17 protein-coding genes and 1 pseudogene are annotated in these 18,131 nt (G+C 34.5%); 11 read left to right on the top strand and 7 right to left on the bottom strand.

Going from position 1 to position 18,131, the window contains the following annotated elements:
• The 9 genes from ACIQ2J_RS07040 to ACIQ2J_RS07000 form a co-directional block, all read left to right on the top strand.
• Window positions 1-1,855 (top strand): T9SS type A sorting domain-containing protein (locus ACIQ2J_RS07040; RefSeq protein ID WP_396167931.1); only part of this gene is annotated, 1,855 nt, incomplete at its 5' end.
• Between the two features lie 208 nt (window positions 1,856-2,063).
• Complete coding sequence (locus ACIQ2J_RS07035; RefSeq protein ID WP_396167927.1) at window positions 2,064-4,214, top strand: S46 family peptidase; 2,151 nt, start codon at window positions 2,064-2,066, stop codon at window positions 4,212-4,214.
• Window positions 4,215-5,077: 863 nt separating this feature from the next.
• Window positions 5,078-5,764, top strand: a complete 687-nt coding sequence (locus tag ACIQ2J_RS07030) for a tetratricopeptide repeat protein (RefSeq protein WP_396167925.1) — start codon at window positions 5,078-5,080, stop codon at window positions 5,762-5,764.
• Between the two features lie 60 nt (window positions 5,765-5,824).
• Window positions 5,825-7,180 carry a UDP-N-acetylmuramate--L-alanine ligase gene (murC, locus tag ACIQ2J_RS07025; RefSeq protein ID WP_396167923.1) on the top strand — a complete coding sequence of 452 codons (1,356 nt, stop codon included), beginning with the start codon at window positions 5,825-5,827 and terminating at the stop codon, window positions 7,178-7,180.
• A gap of 141 nt (window positions 7,181-7,321) precedes the next feature.
• On the top strand, window positions 7,322-8,005 hold the full coding sequence (gene radC, locus ACIQ2J_RS07020) for a DNA repair protein RadC (protein ID WP_396167921.1): 684 nt from the start codon (window positions 7,322-7,324) through the stop codon (window positions 8,003-8,005).
• A 55-nt stretch (window positions 8,006-8,060) separates the two neighbouring features.
• Window positions 8,061-8,564 (top strand): antitoxin Xre/MbcA/ParS toxin-binding domain-containing protein, encoded by a 504-nt coding sequence (locus ACIQ2J_RS07015; protein ID WP_396167918.1) that lies wholly within the window; start codon window positions 8,061-8,063, stop codon window positions 8,562-8,564.
• A complete protein-coding gene (locus ACIQ2J_RS07010) occupies window positions 8,564-9,031 on the top strand; it encodes an RES family NAD+ phosphorylase (protein ID WP_396167915.1) in 468 nt (155 codons plus the stop codon). The genes ACIQ2J_RS07015 and ACIQ2J_RS07010 overlap by 1 nt, the downstream gene beginning before the upstream one ends.
• Window positions 9,021-9,710 carry a YjjG family noncanonical pyrimidine nucleotidase gene (locus tag ACIQ2J_RS07005; protein WP_396167913.1) on the top strand — a complete coding sequence of 230 codons (690 nt, stop codon included), beginning with the start codon at window positions 9,021-9,023 and terminating at the stop codon, window positions 9,708-9,710. The genes ACIQ2J_RS07010 and ACIQ2J_RS07005 overlap by 11 nt, the downstream gene beginning before the upstream one ends.
• Window positions 9,710-10,459 carry a hypothetical protein gene (locus ACIQ2J_RS07000; RefSeq protein ID WP_396167910.1) on the top strand — a complete coding sequence of 250 codons (750 nt, stop codon included), beginning with the start codon at window positions 9,710-9,712 and terminating at the stop codon, window positions 10,457-10,459. The genes ACIQ2J_RS07005 and ACIQ2J_RS07000 overlap by 1 nt, the downstream gene beginning before the upstream one ends.
• 29 nt (window positions 10,460-10,488) lie before the next feature.
• On the opposite strand, the gene ACIQ2J_RS06995 is transcribed toward ACIQ2J_RS07000, so the two are convergent.
• Entirely contained in the window at window positions 10,489-11,766 is a 1,278-nt protein-coding gene (locus tag ACIQ2J_RS06995) for a replication-associated recombination protein A (RefSeq protein ID WP_396167908.1), read from the bottom strand.
• A gap of 274 nt (window positions 11,767-12,040) precedes the next feature.
• Here ACIQ2J_RS06995 and ACIQ2J_RS06990 point away from each other — a divergent pair, with 274 nt between their 5' ends.
• Window positions 12,041-12,775 carry a rhomboid family intramembrane serine protease gene (locus tag ACIQ2J_RS06990; protein ID WP_396167905.1) on the top strand — a complete coding sequence of 245 codons (735 nt, stop codon included), beginning with the start codon at window positions 12,041-12,043 and terminating at the stop codon, window positions 12,773-12,775.
• Window positions 12,776-12,812: 37 nt separating this feature from the next.
• Window positions 12,813-13,415 carry a Uma2 family endonuclease gene (locus ACIQ2J_RS06985; protein ID WP_396167902.1) on the top strand — a complete coding sequence of 201 codons (603 nt, stop codon included), beginning with the start codon at window positions 12,813-12,815 and terminating at the stop codon, window positions 13,413-13,415.
• 3 nt (window positions 13,416-13,418) lie between these two features.
• Here ACIQ2J_RS06985 and ACIQ2J_RS06980 read toward each other — a convergent pair.
• From ACIQ2J_RS06980 to ACIQ2J_RS06955, 6 genes and pseudogenes are all read right to left on the bottom strand, one after another.
• Window positions 13,419-13,544: pseudogene (locus ACIQ2J_RS06980) on the bottom strand (23S rRNA (guanosine(2251)-2'-O)-methyltransferase RlmB); the annotation flags it as partial.
• Window positions 13,545-13,794: 250 nt separating this feature from the next.
• Window positions 13,795-14,031 carry a hypothetical protein gene (locus tag ACIQ2J_RS06975; RefSeq protein WP_396167900.1) on the bottom strand — a complete coding sequence of 79 codons (237 nt, stop codon included), beginning with the start codon at window positions 14,029-14,031 and terminating at the stop codon, window positions 13,795-13,797.
• 10 nt (window positions 14,032-14,041) lie between these two features.
• A complete protein-coding gene (locus ACIQ2J_RS06970; RefSeq protein ID WP_396167898.1) occupies window positions 14,042-14,446 on the bottom strand; it encodes a hypothetical protein in 405 nt (134 codons plus the stop codon).
• Window positions 14,443-15,945 (bottom strand): DUF2779 domain-containing protein, encoded by a 1,503-nt coding sequence (locus ACIQ2J_RS06965; protein WP_396167896.1) that lies wholly within the window; start codon window positions 15,943-15,945, stop codon window positions 14,443-14,445. The genes ACIQ2J_RS06970 and ACIQ2J_RS06965 overlap by 4 nt, the downstream gene beginning before the upstream one ends.
• Window positions 15,946-17,025 (bottom strand): PD-(D/E)XK nuclease family protein, encoded by a 1,080-nt coding sequence (locus tag ACIQ2J_RS06960; protein WP_396167893.1) that lies wholly within the window; start codon window positions 17,023-17,025, stop codon window positions 15,946-15,948. It abuts the gene before it with no gap.
• Window positions 17,026-17,086: 61 nt separating this feature from the next.
• Window positions 17,087-18,055 carry a fibrobacter succinogenes major paralogous domain-containing protein gene (locus tag ACIQ2J_RS06955; RefSeq protein ID WP_396167891.1) on the bottom strand — a complete coding sequence of 323 codons (969 nt, stop codon included), beginning with the start codon at window positions 18,053-18,055 and terminating at the stop codon, window positions 17,087-17,089.
• Between the last annotated feature and the right edge of the window lie 76 nt (window positions 18,056-18,131).

The raw sequence follows: 18,131 nt of genomic DNA, 5'->3' as shown, positions 1-18,131 counted from the left end.
GCAAAAAGCTACAGTTACTGGTGGAGTAACAGGAACATTTGCTGCAGTTGCAGGAAATGTAACTACAACATTAGCAACAGGAAATCTAACGGCTACTACTGCTTATAGAGTGGTTGTGTCTAGTGGAGCTTGTCCTACATCTACTTCCGATCCAATAATAATTACTGTAAATCCTGTTTCTACCGTGAAAACAATTTCAGGTGCCGGAGCTATTTGTAACGGAACAAGTAAAACCCTTACTTTGGCAACAGGTTCTGTTGGTTCTATCCAATGGCAATCTTCAACTACCTCGGCTACGGCTACAGATTTCGCAGATATTAATGGCGCTACTAATCCAGTGACATTAACTGTAAGTCCTGCAGTGACCACTTGGTATAGAGCGGTGTCTACAAGCGGTGTATGTTCTTCAAAAGCTAGTGTAGCAGTTGCAGTAACTGTAACTCAACCAACCGCTGTTGGAACACTTTCGGCTCTTGCTACAACACTTTGTACTGCTACTGGCACTACACTTAGTTTATCTGGTGCTACTGGAACTATTGCATGGCAAAAAGCTAAAGTTACTAATGGAGTAACAGGAACATTTGCTGCAGTTGCAGGAAATGTAACTACAACATTAGCTACCGGAAATCTAGCGTCTACTACTGCTTATAGAGTGGTTGTGTCTAGTGGAACATGTTCTACTTCTATATCCGATCCAATAACAATAACTGTAAATCCTGTTTCTACTGTGAAAACAATTTCAGGTGCAGGAGCTATTTGTAATGGATCAAGTAAAACCCTTACTTTAGCAACAGGTTCTGTTGGTTCTATCCAATGGCAATCTTCCACTACATCGGCTACGGCTACAGATTTCGCAAATATTAGTGGTGCTACTGATCCAGTGACATTAACTGTAAGCCCAGCAGTAACTACTTGGTATAGAGCGGTTGCTACAAGCGGTGTATGTTCTTCAAAAGCTAGTGTAGCGGTTGCGGTTATTGTTAGTCAACCAACCGCTGTTGGAACACTTTCAGCTCTTACTACAACACTTTGTACTGCAACAGGAACTACACTTAGTTTATCTAGTGCTACCGGAACTATTGCTTGGCAAAAAGCTACAGTTACTAGTGGAGTAACAGGAACATTTGCTGCAGTTGCAGGAAATGTAACTACAACATTAGCTACCGGAAATCTAGCGGCTACTACTGCTTATAGAGTGGTTGTGTCAAGTGGACTTTGTTCTACTTCTATTTCCAATCCAATAACAATAACCGTTAGTCCTGCAGCAAAATCTGCAGCAGTTACTGGTCATACAGGAGCTACTACTTTAGCTACAGCAGTTTGTAGTGGAGCAAGAACATTAACGTTAGCTTCAACTTCTATAGGTTCTATCCAATGGCAATACTATAATGCTGGAACTAGTACTACAGCTGTTACTAATACAACTGTAGCAACTTGGACAAATATTGTTGGAGCTACTTCCGCTACCTATAGCGCAGCTAGTTTATCTACTGGTAATGTTTGGTTCCGAGTTAAGTTTACAAGCGGTCCATGTGCTACATTAGCCTATAGTACTCCAGTAAACGTTTGGATTAAAGCTTGTACTTCAGTTAGAGAAGAAGCCTCAATAGAGTTTAAAGCTACTGCGTATCCAAACCCATTTGCAGAGAACTTCAAGCTAGATGTTAAAACTAGTAGTGAAGAAGCTTTACAAATTAATGTTTACGATATGTTAGGTAAATTAGTTGAAAGCAGAATCCTAGAAGCTACAGAAGTAGAAGGATTTGAAGTAGGTGCTAACTATCCTTCTGGAGTTTACAACGTAATTGTAAGCCAAGGGGATACTGTTAAAGCACTACGTGTGATTAAGAGATAATTTTAAACATCTAAATAATTAAACATTAAAGTCTCGAAATTTTCGGGACTTTTTTGTTTTCAATAAAATCCTTTTCTACTTTGGTGAAAAATCTCACAAAAAATAGTAATTTCGCATTCCTATTAGTCCTATTTTTTTAAATTGTAACAATTGAACATTTTTTTCGACTAGTAATAAAACAAACAAATAACCTTATACTATTAACAAAATGAAGAAAATTATTCTATCCCTTCTTGCTGCAATAATGCTTATTCCAATGAGCGTAAAAGCAGATGAAGGAATGTGGTTTTTAATGTTCATCGAACGTTTGAACCACCGCGACATGCAAAAAATGGGCTTGCAATTGACAGCCGAAGAAATTTACAGCATCAACCACCACAGTTTAAAAGATGCCATTGTGCAATTTAACGGAGGTTGTACTGCCGAAATCATTTCTAAAGATGGGTTAGTATTGACTAATCACCATTGTGGTTACGATGGAGTAGCAGAACTTTCAACTCCTGAGGATAATTTATTAAAAAACGGATTTTGGGCTGCCAACAGAGCCGCTGAGAAAAAACCGTCTAGTTTATACGTACGTTTCTTTGTGCGTATGGACGATTGTTCTAAAAGAATCTTAGCAAAAGTTAATCCTTCTATGAATGAAGCCGATAGAGAAAAAGCAATCAATGCCGAAATCGCTCTTATCGAAAAAGAAAACAACGAAGGCGGAAAATATACCGTTTCGGTTCGTCCGTTTTTTCAAGGAAACGAATACTACTATTTTGTTTACCAAGATTATAAAGACGTTCGTTTAGTAGGAGTGCCACCAGAAAGTTTAGGAAAATTTGGAGGAGATACCGACAACTGGGAATGGCCGCGTCAAACTGCCGATTTCTCTATGTTTAGAGTTTACGCCGATAAAGATGGTAACCCTGCCGATTATTCTACTAGCAACGTTCCATTACAACCAAAACACTACTTACCAGTAAATTTATCTGGAGTAAAAGAAGGCGATTTTGCAATGATTCTTGGATACCCAGGAAGAACCAACCGTTGGATGCCAGCAAGCGGAATCGAACAAAACGTAAAATTTGCTTACCCTGCTTGGGTAGAAGGTGCTAAAACCGGCATGGACAACATGAAGAAATACATGGATCAAAGCGATGCACTTCGTTTAGTTTATGCTTCTAAATATGCTTCTACTGCCAACTACTGGAAAAACCGTCAAGGAATGATTGATGCACTTTCTAAATTTGGAACGGCCAAATCCAAAGCAGCTCAAGAAGCAAAATTTGACAAATGGGCTAATAAGTCAGAAAACAAAGCCAAATACGGAACCGTTGTTTCTACAATAAATAAATACTACGCTTTAACAAACCAAAAATCGGGTCACGATAATTACTTACAACAATTATTTAGAACAACTTCTTTTGGAACAATCGGACGAACTTTAGGAAAACAGTTAGATAATTATGCAAAAGCAGATGCTAATAAACGTAAAGAACTAGCTCCTAGAATTTCGGAAATGGCAGAAAGTCTTTTTGCAGATTTACATGTTCCAGCAGAAAAAGATTTATTAGCAGCACAATTACATTTGTATGCTACCAAATCTACAGGATATGCAATTGCACCTTTGGTTAAGAAAATTGGCGACGAAAACAACAACGACTTCACAAAATATACCAGTGCGGCAATAGATTTGAGCGTTTTAACCTCTTTGGATAAAGTAAACGCTTTCTTACAATTACCAAGTCAAGGAATTTTAGATAATGATCCATTGTACGTTTTATCCAACGATATGATCACGCATTTCAATTCTAAATCCGATGAAATTGCAAAAGCACAAAACGATTACGGCGCTGCTTTCCGTCTATTAGTTGAAGGTTTACGCGAGTCTAAAATCGGAACTATTAAATATCCAGATGCTAACTCTACCTTGCGTTTAACCTACGGAAAAGTTCGCGCATTGCCAGCCGATAAACGCAACGAAGCCAAAATAAACAACTACACCACTTTAGCAAGTCAAGTGAAAAAATACAAAAAAGGCGACGCAGAATTTGATTTGCCTGTACGTGTTCTTGAAATGGAAAAAGACAAAAACTACGGTCGTTATGCCGATAAAGATGGTTCACTTCACGTCAATTTCTTAACCGATAATGACATCACTGGCGGAAATTCTGGTTCACCAGTTCTTAACGGAAAAGGAGAATTAATCGGTCTAGCTTTCGACGGAAACATTGAAGCCATGGCAGGTGACGTAATCTTCGACAGCAAATTACAAAGAACCATCAACGTAGATATTCGCTATGTTTTGTGGGTGATAGAAAACTTCTCCAACGCGAAACATATCGTAGACGAAATGACCTTGGTGAAATAAACCACACAAGTTTTACCTAAAACTCCGACTTAATTTATTTAAGTCGGAGTTTTTTTTTAGTAGCGAATGGCTTGTGCATTTTAGTAAATGTCATTCCCGCTTTTCGTTGCAATCTGGCATTGCGTGGAACGATGCAATCTCATAACACTATTCATTTAACGCAATGCCAGGATTTCCACTTCACTCGGGGCTAGTTAGGTTTTGTCTTTAACAGATACAAAATTTCTAAGAAACCACTCCGCCAATTTGAAATTCTGACTAAGGAAAAATCCCAAACTAACCATAAAAAAACCACCAAAATTACCTTTGAGGCTTTCTATTATTTAGAACTAGTGATATAAGTATATCCTTCAAAATCTTTTGTGCCTTTTGTGTTTAAAAATCCGCATTAATCCGCGCTGCAAAGCATCCGTTTAATCCGCGTTCCATCCAAATCGAAGCGTTATAGTAATCCTTCAAAAACTTTTGTGCCTTTTGTGTTTGAAAATCCGCATTAATCCGCATTCCATTCAAATCGAAGCGTTATAGTTATCCTTCAAAATCTTTTGTGCCTTTTATGATTAAAAATCCATATTAATCCGCGTTGCAAAGCATCCGTATAATCCGCATTCCATCCAAAGCGAAGCGTTATAGTTATCCTTCAAAATCTTTTGTACCTTTTATGATTAAAAATCCGCATTAATACGCGTTGCAAAGCATCCATTTAATCCGCGTTACATCCAAAGCGAAGCGTTTTCATTATCTAAATCAGGTAACCAAGATAATGCCTAAACAGGAAATGTGTTCCATTTTTGTAAACAAATAATAAACACATTGATAATTAACAATCAATTCCTTATTTTTGAACATTCAATAGCCAAACTATGCAATTTCTAAAGTTTTTTATATTCTTTCTAACCTTCCATTTTCTTGGCACCACCAATTTTGAAAAGGCTGAAAAATTGTACCAGCAACAAAAATGGGAGCAAGCCAAGGCGCTTTTTGAGGAGTGTTTAAAAGAAAATCCAAAAGATTTCAAAACCATAGAATATCTAGGAGACATTGCAGGCCATCAAAAAAATTGGGACGAAGCAATTAAATACTACAAAACCTTAAAAATTCAATTTCCTAAAACGGCTAGATATTTTTATAAATACGGTGGTTCCCTCGGAATGAAAGCCAAATCGGTTAATAAATTCAAAGCATTAGGAATGATTTCCGATATTGAAAAATCCTTTTTAATGGCTGCCAAACTCGATCCAAAACACATAGAATCCCGTTGGGCATTGGTAATGTTTTACATTCAAATACCAGGAATAGTAGGGGGTAGCGAAGCCAAAGCGCAAAAACATTCCAATGAATTGATGGCACTTTCTAAAGTAGATGGCTATATGTCTCAAGGGTATATCAACGAATATTTTGAACGTTATACCGAAGCCGAAAAAGATTATAGCAAAGCACATGAAATAGGTAATTCTAAAACTACCTTCCAAAAATTATATAATTTATATTTTAATAAAATTAAAGATTCCGTAAAGGCAAAAAAACTAAAAGAACAATTTGAGAAATAAGTTTGTAGTTTATTGTTTGTAGTTAACCACAAACGATAAACTCTTAACCATAAACATAATATGAGAACACACTTCATAGCTATTGGCGGAGCAGCCATGCACAATCTAGCCCTTGCATTACACAATAAAGGATACCAAGTAACCGGTAGCGACGACGCTATTTTTGAACCCTCTAAATCCCGTTTAGAAAAGAAAGGATTAATGCCAGTTGAACTTGGTTGGTTTCCAGAAAAAATCACCCAAGATATTGAAGCCGTAATTCTAGGAATGCACGCTAAAGAAGACAATCCCGAATTGCTGAAAGCGCAACAATTAGGCTTGAAAATATATTCGTATCCAGAATTTTTATACGAACAATCCAAAAATAAAACACGTGTAGTTATTGGTGGCTCCCATGGGAAAACTACCATCACTTCAATGATTTTGCACGTGATGCACTACCATAACATCGAAGTAGATTATATGGTAGGAGCACAGTTAGAAGGATTTGATACGATGGTGCATCTCACAGAAACCAACGATTTTATAGTTCTAGAAGGCGATGAATACCTTTCCTCTCCAATGGACAGACGACCAAAATTTCATTTATACCAACCTAATATTGCACTGCTATCTGGCATTGCTTGGGATCATATCAATGTCTTTCCAACCTTTGAAAATTATGTAGAGCAATTTGAAATTTTTGCAAATCAAATTACCAAAGGCGGCATTCTAATTTATAATGAAGAAGATGCTACCGTTAAAAAAGTAGCCGAAGAAACAACGAATGCCATTCGTAAAATTCCATATACCACGCCAAGTTACACCGTTGCTGATGGGACTACTTTATTAGACACTCCCGAAGGTCCAATGCCAATTGAGGTTTTTGGTGCGCATAATTTGAATAATCTGGCTGGCGCCAAATGGATTTGCCAATGTATGGGTGTTGACGAAGCCGATTTTTATGAAGCCATTGCCAACTTTAAAGGAGCCAGTAAACGTTTAGAAAAAATTGCTGAAGGAAAAGGAAAAGTCGCTTACAAAGATTTTGCACATTCGCCAAGTAAAGTTTCTGCAACCACCCAAGCTGTTAAAAATCAATATCCCGACAGAAAATTAATTGCCTGTTTGGAGTTGCATACCTATAGTAGTTTGAATGCCGAATTTCTTAAAGAATACCAAGGGGCTCTAGATGCTGCCGATGTTGCAGTGGTTTTCTATTCTCCAGATGCGGTTAAGATTAAACAATTGGAGGAAGTAACGTACGAGCAAATTGCAAGTTCTTTTAAACGCGATGACTTAATAATTTATACTAATCCAGCCGATTTTAAGAATTTCTTATTCAGCCAAAATTTCGATAATTCTGCTTTGTTGCTAATGAGTTCTGGAAATTATGGTGGATTGAATTTTGATGAGGTGAAGGAGTTGATGAAGTAGTTTTCCTCGATTAAATTTTTCTTTTAAGATTTCTCCTACAGAAAGGAATACTTTTATTTGAAAAAGATAGTTTCTAACAGTTTTGTTTTGTGGTTACTAGTGGAATATTTATTTTAGTCTTACTAATTAAAGATCAAAATTATGTACACACCTATTAACCAATGGGCGGAAGACGACCGGCCACGAGAAAAATTTCTGCTAAAAGGAAAATCTGCTTTATCCGATTCCGAGTTGCTTGCAATACTTATAGGTTCGGGTTCCCGAAATGAAAGTGCAGTGCAATTGTGCCAACGCATTTTGGCTTCTACAAATAATAATTTGAACCAATTAGGGAAAGTATCCGTGCAACAGTTAATGGAGTTTAAAGGCATTGGCGAAGCCAAAGCCATATCTATTGCAGCAGCGCTAGAATTAGGACGACGCAGACGAAACGAAGATGTTGTAGAACTAGATAAAATTACTTCAAGCAAAGCAGTTTTTCAAATCATGCAACCCATAATAGGGGAGTTGCACCACGAAGAATTTTGGGTGTTGTATCTTAATAATTCCAATAAAGTCCTACATAAAGCGCAACTTTCCAAAGGCGGAATGACAGGAACAGTTGTAGATCCTAGAATTGTTTTTAAAATCGCATTAGAATACAATGCAATTTCAATAATTTTGACACATAACCACCCGTCAGGAAAATTGGTTCCAAGTGATCAAGATAAAGAACTAACCAGAAGACTAAAACTAGCCGGTCAGCAGATGCATATATTGGTTTTAGACCATATTATCATTACCGAAACCGGTTTTTACAGTTTTAACGACGACGGAATATTTTAGAAAAACTTGTTTTGTATTGACAAATGTCCTAATTTTGAAGTCAAATGTCTTAATTATGTTAAAGTTAGTTGCAAACTCCGATATTGAATTAGATAATGCTGTTCGTACTTTTGTTTCTAAAGTAGGAAAAGAATCTAATTTGACCCTAGTAGATAATGAACTTACCTATAAAGATTTCTTGTCTAATAAAATGCTAATAGTGCATTCCATAAGACAAGGAATTCCTTATTATTTGTATGAATTGATAAAAGAAAAAACCCCTTTTAAACAAGAAGATTGGGCTGATTTTCTTGGAGTTTCCGAAAGAACTTTGGTTCGAAATAAAGCAAAAGTAGATTATGTTTTTGAATCTATTCCATCCGAAAAGATTTTAGAATTAGCCGAAGTAACTTCTTTAGGTAGAGATGTTTTTGATTCGGAAAAGCAGTTTTATTTATGGTTAAACACTCCTAATTTTGCACTAGGAAATTTAGTCCCCTTTGAATTATTGAAAGATTCCTATGGAAAAGAGATGGTAATGAATGAATTGCATAAAATTGATTACGGTATTTTTATATAATGGAGGTTTTTAGATTACAAAATAAAAAATATCCAATAGTTCTATCTGGAAAAAGCGCCTCTTTAATTGGAGCCCGCTGGAATTCTAAAGGAACAGAAGTTATTTATACCGCTCAAAATAGAGCATTAGCAATGGCAGAAGTTGCGGTTCATTTAACACTTGCTACATTGCCTTCTAATTTTTGTATGATAACAGTTTTTATTCCAGATGATGTTCTAATATTCACTTTAAATTCAGATATTTTAAATAAAGATTGGAATATTTTTCCAGAGAATATACAAACTCAAAAGATAGGGGACTCCCTAATTCGAGATAATGAATTTGCTGTAATACGTGTGCCATCAGCAGTGGTAAAAGGCGAATTTAATTTTTTGATAAACCTTAATCATAAAGATTTTAAAAGAATAAAGATTATACAACAAGAAGATTTCCCATTCGATAAACGAATTTTTAGCAATGATAAATAATACCATAACCGACATATTTTTTGATTTAGATCACACTCTTTGGGATTTTGAAAAAAATTCTGCTTTAGCATTTGAAAAAGTTTTAAAAAAGCACGAAATCCAAGTAGACTTAGATGTTTTCTTGGAACATTACGTGCCATTGAATTTGAAATATTGGGAATTGTACCGTCACGAAAAAGTCACCCAAACCCAGTTGCGTTATGGTAGATTAAAAGATACTTTTGTTATTTTAAATTATGAAATATCCGATGAATTAATTGACTTACTTTCTGTAGAATACATTCATTATTTGCCAGAATTCAACCATCTTTTTGATGGTACTATGGAGATTCTAGATTATCTAGATGCCAAGTATAATTTGCATATTATTACCAATGGTTTTCAAGAAGTTCAAGATGGTAAGATGAAAAATTCGGGTATTGATAAGTATTTTAAAACCATTACCAATTCGGAAATGGCAGGAGTTAAAAAACCAAACCCAAAGATTTTTGAATATGCTTTGCAAAAAGCGAATGCTCAAAAACAAAATAGCATTATGATAGGCGATTGCCTAGATGCCGATGTAAATGGTGCATTAAATTTTGGTATGGACGCCATTCATTTTAATGAAAATAACAAAGAAGTTCCGAGTCTTGTTAAACAAGTGACACAATTAATTGAATTAAAAAACCACCTATAATGAAAAAGTTATTAGTATTATTTTTATTGGCTACGGCAGTTGGATTTGCTCAAAATTTGAACGGTTATAAATACGCCATAGTACCTTCAAAATTCCTTTTTTTAAAGGAAGAGAATATGTATAACTTGAATTTGCTCACTAAAATGTACCTTCAAAAATATGGCTTTGAAACCTATTATAATACTGAAACTGCACCTGATGAATTCGTGAATTCCAATTGTAATAAGATTTATATAGATGTATCAGAAAACAACAGCATGCTCAATACTAAATTGAGAATAGTTGTAAAAGATTGCAAAGGAACGGTTCTTGCAACTTCGGAGGAGGGAACCAGCAGGGAAAAAGAACATCATGTTGCTTATAACTTGGCTCTGCGCATGGCATTTGATAATTTTGGAATATTAAAAATGCACAAGTTTCAACCAACCGAAAAAAGTTTGGTAATGATTGGGGAACCAAAAGAAGTAATTGTGTCCTCTGAATATAAAGAAGCACTAGATAATGGAACAATTGTGACGACTACAATTATTCAAAACCAGTTAGTTGCTAAACCAATTCGTAATGGTTTTCAACTTAATAATGCAGAATCAAAAGAGGTTTATAAAATTTACGCTACTTCAGTTAAAGATTATTTTATTGCAACTAAAGGAGATTTAAACGGTGTTTTCTTTATCCAAAATAACAAAGGGACTTTTGAATATTATCAAAATGAAAAATTGATTACCGAAATCGTGGATGTTAAATTCTAACTAAAAGACTAATTACTGATTACTGACCACTAATACCCGTACTTATCCTTCCAACGATTTTTTAAAAATTCTCTCGTTCCATTTTCCCGAGAGTTATTCCCAGGATTATAAAAAACAGTATTCGAAATAGCATCGGGTAAATACTCTTGTTCACTAAAATTATTGGCATAATCATGTGAATATTGGTATTCTTCGCCATAACCTAATTCTTTCATTAGTTTGGTTGGAGCATTTCGCAAATGAATTGGAATAGGCAAATCACCAGTTTGTTTTACCAAAGCCTGTGCTTCACCAATGGCCATGTAACTCGCATTGCTTTTAGGAGATGTTGCCAAATAAACGGCACATTGACTCAAGATAATTCTACTTTCAGGATAACCAATAGTTGAAACCGCTTGAAATGTATTGTTTGCCATAATGAAAGCAGTTGGATTGGCATTCCCAATATCTTCACTGGACAAGATTAGCATACGTCGGGCAATAAATTTTACATCTTCACCACCTTCAATCATTCGCGCCAACCAATAAACCGCTCCGTTAGGATCGCTTCCACGGATAGATTTTATAAAAGCCGAAACAATATCATAATGTTGTTCCCCTGTTTTGTCATACAAAACGGTATTTTGTTGCACCAATTCTAAAACTTTGGCATTGGTGATGGTAATTTGACCTTCAGGGCTAGCGTTTACAACCAATTCAAAAATATTCAATAACTTTCGTCCATCGCCACCCGAAAGTCGTAACAGCGCCTCCGATTCTTTTATTTTGATTTTTTTGGAAGAAATGTAAGTATCTTCTTTCATCGCTCTGTCCAAAAGCGATAGTAAATCTTCTTTAGAAAACGGATTCAATACATAAACCTGACAACGCGAAAGTAACGCAGGAATCACCTCAAAACTCGGATTTTCAGTCGTGGCTCCAATTAAAGTTACCCAACCTTTTTCAACTGCCGCCAACAAAGAATCTTGTTGTGATTTGCTAAATCGATGGATCTCATCAATAAACAAAATCGGGTTTTTAGCCGTAAACAAACCGCCACTTTGTTTCGCTTTTTCAATCACATCGCGAATGTCTTTTACCCCCGAATTGATGGCGCTCAATTCATAATACGGACGTTGACTCTGCTTTGCAATTATCTGCGCCAAAGTAGTTTTCCCGGTTCCAGGCGAACCCCAAAAAATCATAGACGGAATAATACCCCGCGCAATTTGTTGCGTAAGCGAACCACTTGGTCCAACCAAATGCAACTGGCTGATATAATCTTCTAATCTCTGCGGACGTATGCGTTCGGCTAAAGGTGCTTCCATGTGGTAAAATTACATATTATTTTATTTGGTAGCGAATGGTTCGGTCTTTTTTTGATAGCATCGTTCCCGCTGCAGGAACTCGCTTTGGCATTTTTTTAGACAAAAAATGCCAAGAGCTCAAACAATTCCAGCATCGGGGCTAAATAGTTTACCATTTTTGTATAGTTTCATTTTCAAAACAACCATTACCTTAAATTCATTTTATGACATAATTGCAGGCTAAATTCTTTGGTTGTATTTTTGATAACACTATTGTTTAAAATTCAAATACTAAATGAACGACCACAACCATTTTAAATTTTCCCCAGCTACGTGGATAATTCCAACGTTTCTATTGGTAGTGGTTTGGTTTGTGTTTTATATAAACAATTCATTTAATTTACATTTAAACGATCACGGAATTTTGCCGAGAACTTTTTCTGGATTTCAAGGTGTAATTTTTAGTCCGTTTTTGCATGGCGATTTAAATCATATTGCCAGTAATTCGCTCCCACTTTTTATATTAACTACGGCACTAATTTATTTTTATCGCGAAGTTTCTCTCAAGGTATTGGTTTACGGAATAGTCCTTTCGGGTGTTATAACCTGGATAATTGGTCGTGAATCCTACCACATTGGTGCAAGCGGATTGATATATGTTTTGGTTTCCTTTATCTTCTTCAAAGGAATGATGACCCAATACTATAGATTAATGGCATTGTCTTTGGCAGTTGTGGTGTTGTATGGCGGAATGATTTGGTATGTATTTCCCGAAGTAGATAAAACCATTTCTTGGGAAGGGCATTTGGCAGGATTGTTAACTGGTTTTGTATTTGCTGTAAGATTTAAAACTCCCGATTATGTAAAAGACATTCAATACCCATGGGAAAAACCCAACTTTAACCCCGAAGAAGATCCTTTTATGAAGCACTTTGATGAAAACGGAAATTTTGTAAACACCCCAGAACCTGAAGAAAGTATAGAGTATTTCACTATAGATCAAAATGTTAATTATAGCTACAAAGAATAAATGTATTTTTTGTATTTTTGTATTATAAAAGTTTACTATGGCGCCTATTATCAATAATATAAAGCAACTAGATTTAAAAGGAAGCTATACCTATGCAGATTATTTGCTTTGGAATTTTAAAGAGCGAGTGGAACTTATAAAAGGAAAAATTTTCAAAATGAGTCCAGCTCCTAGCAGATCCCATCAAGAAATTTCATGGCTATTGGCGCGTCAGTTAGATAAGGTATTTCATAAAAGTACTTGTAAAATGTATGCAGCTCCTTTTGATGTTCGTTTAATTAATTTTAAAGAAAGTACTAACGATAATCAAATAGTATCAGTTGTTCAACCCGATTTATGTGTTATTTGTGATAGTAGTAAATTAGACGAAAAAGGTTGCATTGGAGCACCAGATTTAATCATTGAAATTGTATCTCCTGGAAATTCCAATCGGGAGATGACTATTAAATATGATTTGTATGAAGAAAACGGAGTAAAAGAATATTGGATTGTAAATCAAGCCGAAAAAACAATATTAATTTATGTTCTTGTGGAGGATAAATATGTAGGAATAAAACCCATTACTGAAAAAGGAAAGCTGGAAAGTCCAACTTTTCCAGCTTTAAAATTTTCAGTTAAGAATGTATTTAAACAAGTATAATTTCTAACTTCTTTGACGAACAGTTTCATAAAGAAACGCACCACAAGCCACAGAAACATTCAGCGAACCGATAGTTCCAAACATTGGTAATTTGGCTTTGGCATCTACAATTTTTAAAACTGAAGGATTTTTTTTCATGTCTTAGTCACTTATGAATATAGTATTTTTTAAATTTAAATAATATGATTGTTGAGGTTGGTACTACTAATTCAAATTCAGTAACTAAATGTTAAAATTTATTAAATTCCAACTGCAAACCGAGACCTGCGCCTAGGAAAGTAGGGTTAGAAAGAGGAATGATAAAAGGAATAAGGTTTGTTTTTTAACAGGCATTGTAATTTGTTTTGACGAAGATATGAAAAAACCAAAAATGATGCTATTAACTGAAGATAGCCGAAATTATAGCCGCGACACCCCAAACAGCAACACCTGCACCTGTTGCAGCAATACTTAATTTTGCCGTCAACATTGCAGAACCACTTTTAGTCCAAAAATCTCGTGGCGGTATAAAAAAATCTGAAAATTTCCAGCCAATTATAAATCCAATTATTGCAACGATACCCGTTCCAATTAAGGTAAGTACTCCCGCAAAGGTTAAAACTATTGTTAATTCCATCTTGTGTTTTTTATTTAAAATAATGTATTACCGTATCAATGACCTTTTTGTACAATGAAAATGACTCATAGAGAAGTTTATTTCCAAAGCAAGCGATTAAAACCAAGCCAGCAATTGAAAACAAAAAGCAACCCAGCTCGCTTTTTTTCTTGTTAGTATTTGTTTTGGTAATTCTTATAATTTCCGTTTCATAAAAGGCAGCTTCATCAAAAGCTTCAAGCTTTTTTAAACGCATAATGCCTGAACGTATTTTTATCTCAAAAACATCACTTTCTTCGTTTTCTATTTGCGATTTTCCAGCTATTGAAAACAATACATCTAACTGGTCGCAAATTGATTTAGCATCCTCTTTAAAAACAATTTTTTCCGCTTGTTTAATTGATGATGCGAGATTGTCGTTATTTGATTTCATCATTTTGCTGATCCTATTTGTTCAATAAGTTCCTCCCAAATAATCACCATCCCTAAAGTATCTCGTTCACAGTATTTTTTTAGAGATTTCCGAACTTTAGCTTCATCCCCAGTAAATGATCTTTTTATCATACTCAAAAAAGTATTACTTGCATCACCTCCATTTGAGATTTCTAAATCTTTATAACTGAATTTTGGAGCAATAGCAGGCAAAACTGATTTTATAGATGCCGAACCGCCCATTTTTGGATGATAATACCATGCATTTCTAAATGGGATTAAAAGATCTACAAAGCGACTAATAATATCGTCGATAAATGTTTGGTCTTCGGGAAATGCAAGCGCCAATTCTTTTAATCTACTAATTTCAAAAGTAGCATTGTAAGCAACAATCGAACCTGTTTTTCCAAAGTCAATTTTCATTTGTTCGATTAGTTTTTTTCTTGGGTCAATTGAAATGCCACTAAAATCGTTTGGTTCTGCTAAAAATTCTTTGTGGGAATATTCCGCACCAAATTCTTTTAAAACATGTAAAGAATATTGAAATGGAACTTGCTGAAAAGGTCTTGTTCTATCCAATACTGGTATGGCTGGGAATATGGTTTCAAAATCAAAAAAATACAAAGGAAACTCCCAATTGCTTAAAAATTCGCTAATGCTTGTTTTGTCAATATGACTATGTGCCATTTTTTGACCATTTACTTGTAAGTTTTGCCTGTGATTCAAAGAAATGGTTTCTGGAATGTCAATTATTTTAAATATTCCTTGTTCATATAATTTCCAATCTAATCCTCTTGGGCTGTAAAGCGAAAAAACAGATTGCTTCGGGATGTGTTTCCAACAATGGTGTTTGTAATCGCATTCAAAAGGAGAACTACAATGTTTGCCAATTTCAACTTCAGGTTCTTCTTCAACAGCAAGAATATCTTTTAAATTTTCTAAATTTTCCCCTACCCAAACTTGATTTTCAATAACTTGATTTGTAATGTCAGTAAGTGAAAAAAGTTCATTCGGATTAATTGCACCGTCTTTGACATAAGCTGTATTAATGTGCATTAAAAAGAATTTATCAGGTTTGAATCCTGATTTATCCATAACCCAATATTGTAATGAAGCGTCAGTTAAATGATATATTTTAACTTCAGAACTACTTTTTACTTCAATAGCCCATCTTTCATTCTCGATATGATGAAGAATGTCAAGTGCCGCTAAAACGCCATTTGAACTAAATGCTGCTTCGTAAATTGTTTTTATCTCTGAATCAATCCAATCTTTAGTGTCTTGAATTGATTTGGAAAAATCATAATAACTTTCGGGTGATGCATCTCTTCCATTTGGGAAAGCGCTTTGAGCCAAATTTCCTATTTCATGCCCAGTAGAAAACAATAATTCTTGTTGTTCAGATATTTCTGGCTTTAAATCCTTTCGATTGATGTCAAAATACAATTTTTTGGCACATTGAATACCAGATACGAAGCGCGATTTTGAAATTACTTTTGACATCTACAATTGATTAAGTAAAATCTGTTGCTGATGGAAAATATTATAGTATGCATCGAATATTGTTGCTGCATCATCTATAAATTTTAGTTTAGTATCCCATTTCTTTATGTCGAAACTTACCAAAGATATTACACTAGAAATTTTATCGTTTTTTATGGTATTTTTTATTTGTTTGCCGCTAAAATTTTTGATAATTCCAGAATCATGAATTTTTTCTAGTAAAATATTTTTTAGTTGTTCTGCAATTGCAGCTTTATTGTGGTGATAACTAAATCCAATTTTTAAACTATCCCCATCTATTGTAACCATAAAATTTTCTTTCCAAAACGGAACACTCGGAATTGGTCTGCTACCCCCATCATTAGAAGTTACAACTTTCCATTCAACAAAATTCGTAATCTTTTTTGATAAAAGTGCTTGAATATGCAGAAGGAATCTAAACTTGAATTCTCTTAATTTTAAACTTTGACTGTTATTTTCTTTTAAGTAATTTTCAATTTTAATTGAATTATACATTTCATCATTTTTGAATAAAAAACTTAAATCCTCTTTAATTGATGATAAGTATACTTGATATTCTGTAATTAAATACTGTTTTTTTTCATCTTTAAGTTTCGGCATTTCTTGCAGCAATTCTAACAATGAATCTTTCTTTGACAAATCAAAATTAAAATAGGATTTAATTTGCCAATGATTTTCATCGCAATATTGGAAAACATCGCTAGGAACTTGATCTTTACTAAAAACCAATAAAAATTTCTTTGCGCTATTTATTTCATTTAGCGCATCATAATCTTTTAATTGATTTATTGTTGGAGTTGATTTAAATTTATTTTCTATTATAAATTTATAAGTCGTCTTTTTCGAATTATCAAATCCAACTACATCGAGACGTATTGATTTTCGATTACTTTTGTTTACATCTTCTAGTTTTGAATCGCCCGAAAAGTGATCTATATCCAAAAAAGTTTTTGTGAAATTCAATTCTTTCTCGTCGATTAATAACTTAATTATGGAGGAGTGAACTAACTCTTTATCTGCAACAGACAGAACATTAAAAATATTGAAGGTATTATTCATTTAACTTTTTCGTATTATAGTACTATTTTAATTGTTTAGCTTTTTAAACTTATAAAGTTCATTAATCCCTGAGGCATCGCACCGATAAACCATTTATCTTATTGCTGTCTCTACCTGACGCATAATCGTCGTAGTAAGTTATGTTGTAAGAAGAAGTGTACTTACCATCGCTCTTGTTAGAACTCCACCAGTTGCCTTGTTCACCAATCTCCTGGAATGAGTTATTTAATGTGTCATCGGGGTAACGACATCCCCCTGGTAGACCATTAAATCTACTGCTATTGGAAGCGGGTTTATTAGGTTTTTTCCAATGTGTTGTTCCCTTTTCTTTCATCTTTACACCTGCAACTTCTTCTCCTCCTAGATAGTATATCAAATCATCCCATTCTGAATCTTTAGGAATGTGAAATCCTTCGGGAGCCAATCCTCGCGGATCATTTACAGCATACCAGTTGTATAACTTGCCATAGGTAGTGCCATTCTCTTCTTTGTTTTCATAATAGCACCAAGCTCCTGTTGTTAAAGCTGCCCATTCACTTGCATCTTGCACTTGCGGTATTTCATCTCCGTTTCTGTATTTAGAAACATTTAGGTTTTTGTTTATCCAAAGTTGAGTATCTATTTCAACTAAGTTATAACTATTGCCATCAATGTCTGTAACTGTAGTATTCTTTTCAGAAGATATTTCAGCAGTACTAACTAGCTCTGCTACTTCGTCTTCATCGTCTTCATCGTCTAGGTCTTCCTCCTCATCTTCATTCTCATATCCCTCTTCATCGCTTTCTAAACTATATTCAATTGTTAGATCATTATTTAATTGAAAGTTTAGCCAATCTCTTTCTCCATCGGATGAATTGATTAGATTAATGCTTAACTGAATTTCTCCAAATACTTGAAGTAGTGCTTTTTTAGCATTGTCATTAAAATTGGAAAAAGTGCCTCCTAAGTAGAATTTTGGAATATCTGATAACATATCAATTATAAAATCATTTCCATTTATATCACTGGTTGAAAATTCAACCTCGTTCATTGAAATAAAAAATAATTTATCGTTCGAAATTTTGAAAGGAATCCCAAATTTTTTCAATAGTTTTTCATTGTCCTTT

This window comes from Flavobacterium sp. (assembly GCF_044357305.1).
Lineage (GTDB): Bacteria > Bacteroidota > Bacteroidia > Flavobacteriales > Flavobacteriaceae > Flavobacterium.
Note: the sequence above shows the minus strand (reverse complement) of the source record. Positions and strands in the feature narration are given on the sequence as shown.

Coding starts and splice junctions, on each gene's coding strand:
- ACIQ2J_RS06985 (WP_396167902.1), top strand. CDS start 12,813: ATGGCGCCTATTATCAATAATATAAAGCAACTAGATTTAAAAGGAAGC.
- ACIQ2J_RS07035 (WP_396167927.1), top strand. CDS start 2,064: ATGAAGAAAATTATTCTATCCCTTCTTGCTGCAATAATGCTTATTCCA.
- ACIQ2J_RS06995 (WP_396167908.1), bottom strand. CDS start 11,766: ATGGAAGCACCTTTAGCCGAACGCATACGTCCGCAGAGATTAGAAGAT.
- murC (WP_396167923.1), top strand. CDS start 5,825: ATGAGAACACACTTCATAGCTATTGGCGGAGCAGCCATGCACAATCTA.
- ACIQ2J_RS06965 (WP_396167896.1), bottom strand. CDS start 15,945: ATGTCAAAAGTAATTTCAAAATCGCGCTTCGTATCTGGTATTCAATGT.
- ACIQ2J_RS07015 (WP_396167918.1), top strand. CDS start 8,061: ATGTTAAAGTTAGTTGCAAACTCCGATATTGAATTAGATAATGCTGTT.
- ACIQ2J_RS06970 (WP_396167898.1), bottom strand. CDS start 14,446: ATGATGAAATCAAATAACGACAATCTCGCATCATCAATTAAACAAGCG.
- ACIQ2J_RS06960 (WP_396167893.1), bottom strand. CDS start 17,025: ATGAATAATACCTTCAATATTTTTAATGTTCTGTCTGTTGCAGATAAA.
- radC (WP_396167921.1), top strand. CDS start 7,322: ATGTACACACCTATTAACCAATGGGCGGAAGACGACCGGCCACGAGAA.
- ACIQ2J_RS07010 (WP_396167915.1), top strand. CDS start 8,564: ATGGAGGTTTTTAGATTACAAAATAAAAAATATCCAATAGTTCTATCT.
- ACIQ2J_RS07030 (WP_396167925.1), top strand. CDS start 5,078: ATGCAATTTCTAAAGTTTTTTATATTCTTTCTAACCTTCCATTTTCTT.
- ACIQ2J_RS06990 (WP_396167905.1), top strand. CDS start 12,041: ATGAACGACCACAACCATTTTAAATTTTCCCCAGCTACGTGGATAATT.
- ACIQ2J_RS06975 (WP_396167900.1), bottom strand. CDS start 14,031: ATGGAATTAACAATAGTTTTAACCTTTGCGGGAGTACTTACCTTAATT.
- ACIQ2J_RS07000 (WP_396167910.1), top strand. CDS start 9,710: ATGAAAAAGTTATTAGTATTATTTTTATTGGCTACGGCAGTTGGATTT.
- ACIQ2J_RS06955 (WP_396167891.1), bottom strand. CDS start 18,055: ATGAACGAGGTTGAATTTTCAACCAGTGATATAAATGGAAATGATTTT.
- ACIQ2J_RS07005 (WP_396167913.1), top strand. CDS start 9,021: ATGATAAATAATACCATAACCGACATATTTTTTGATTTAGATCACACT.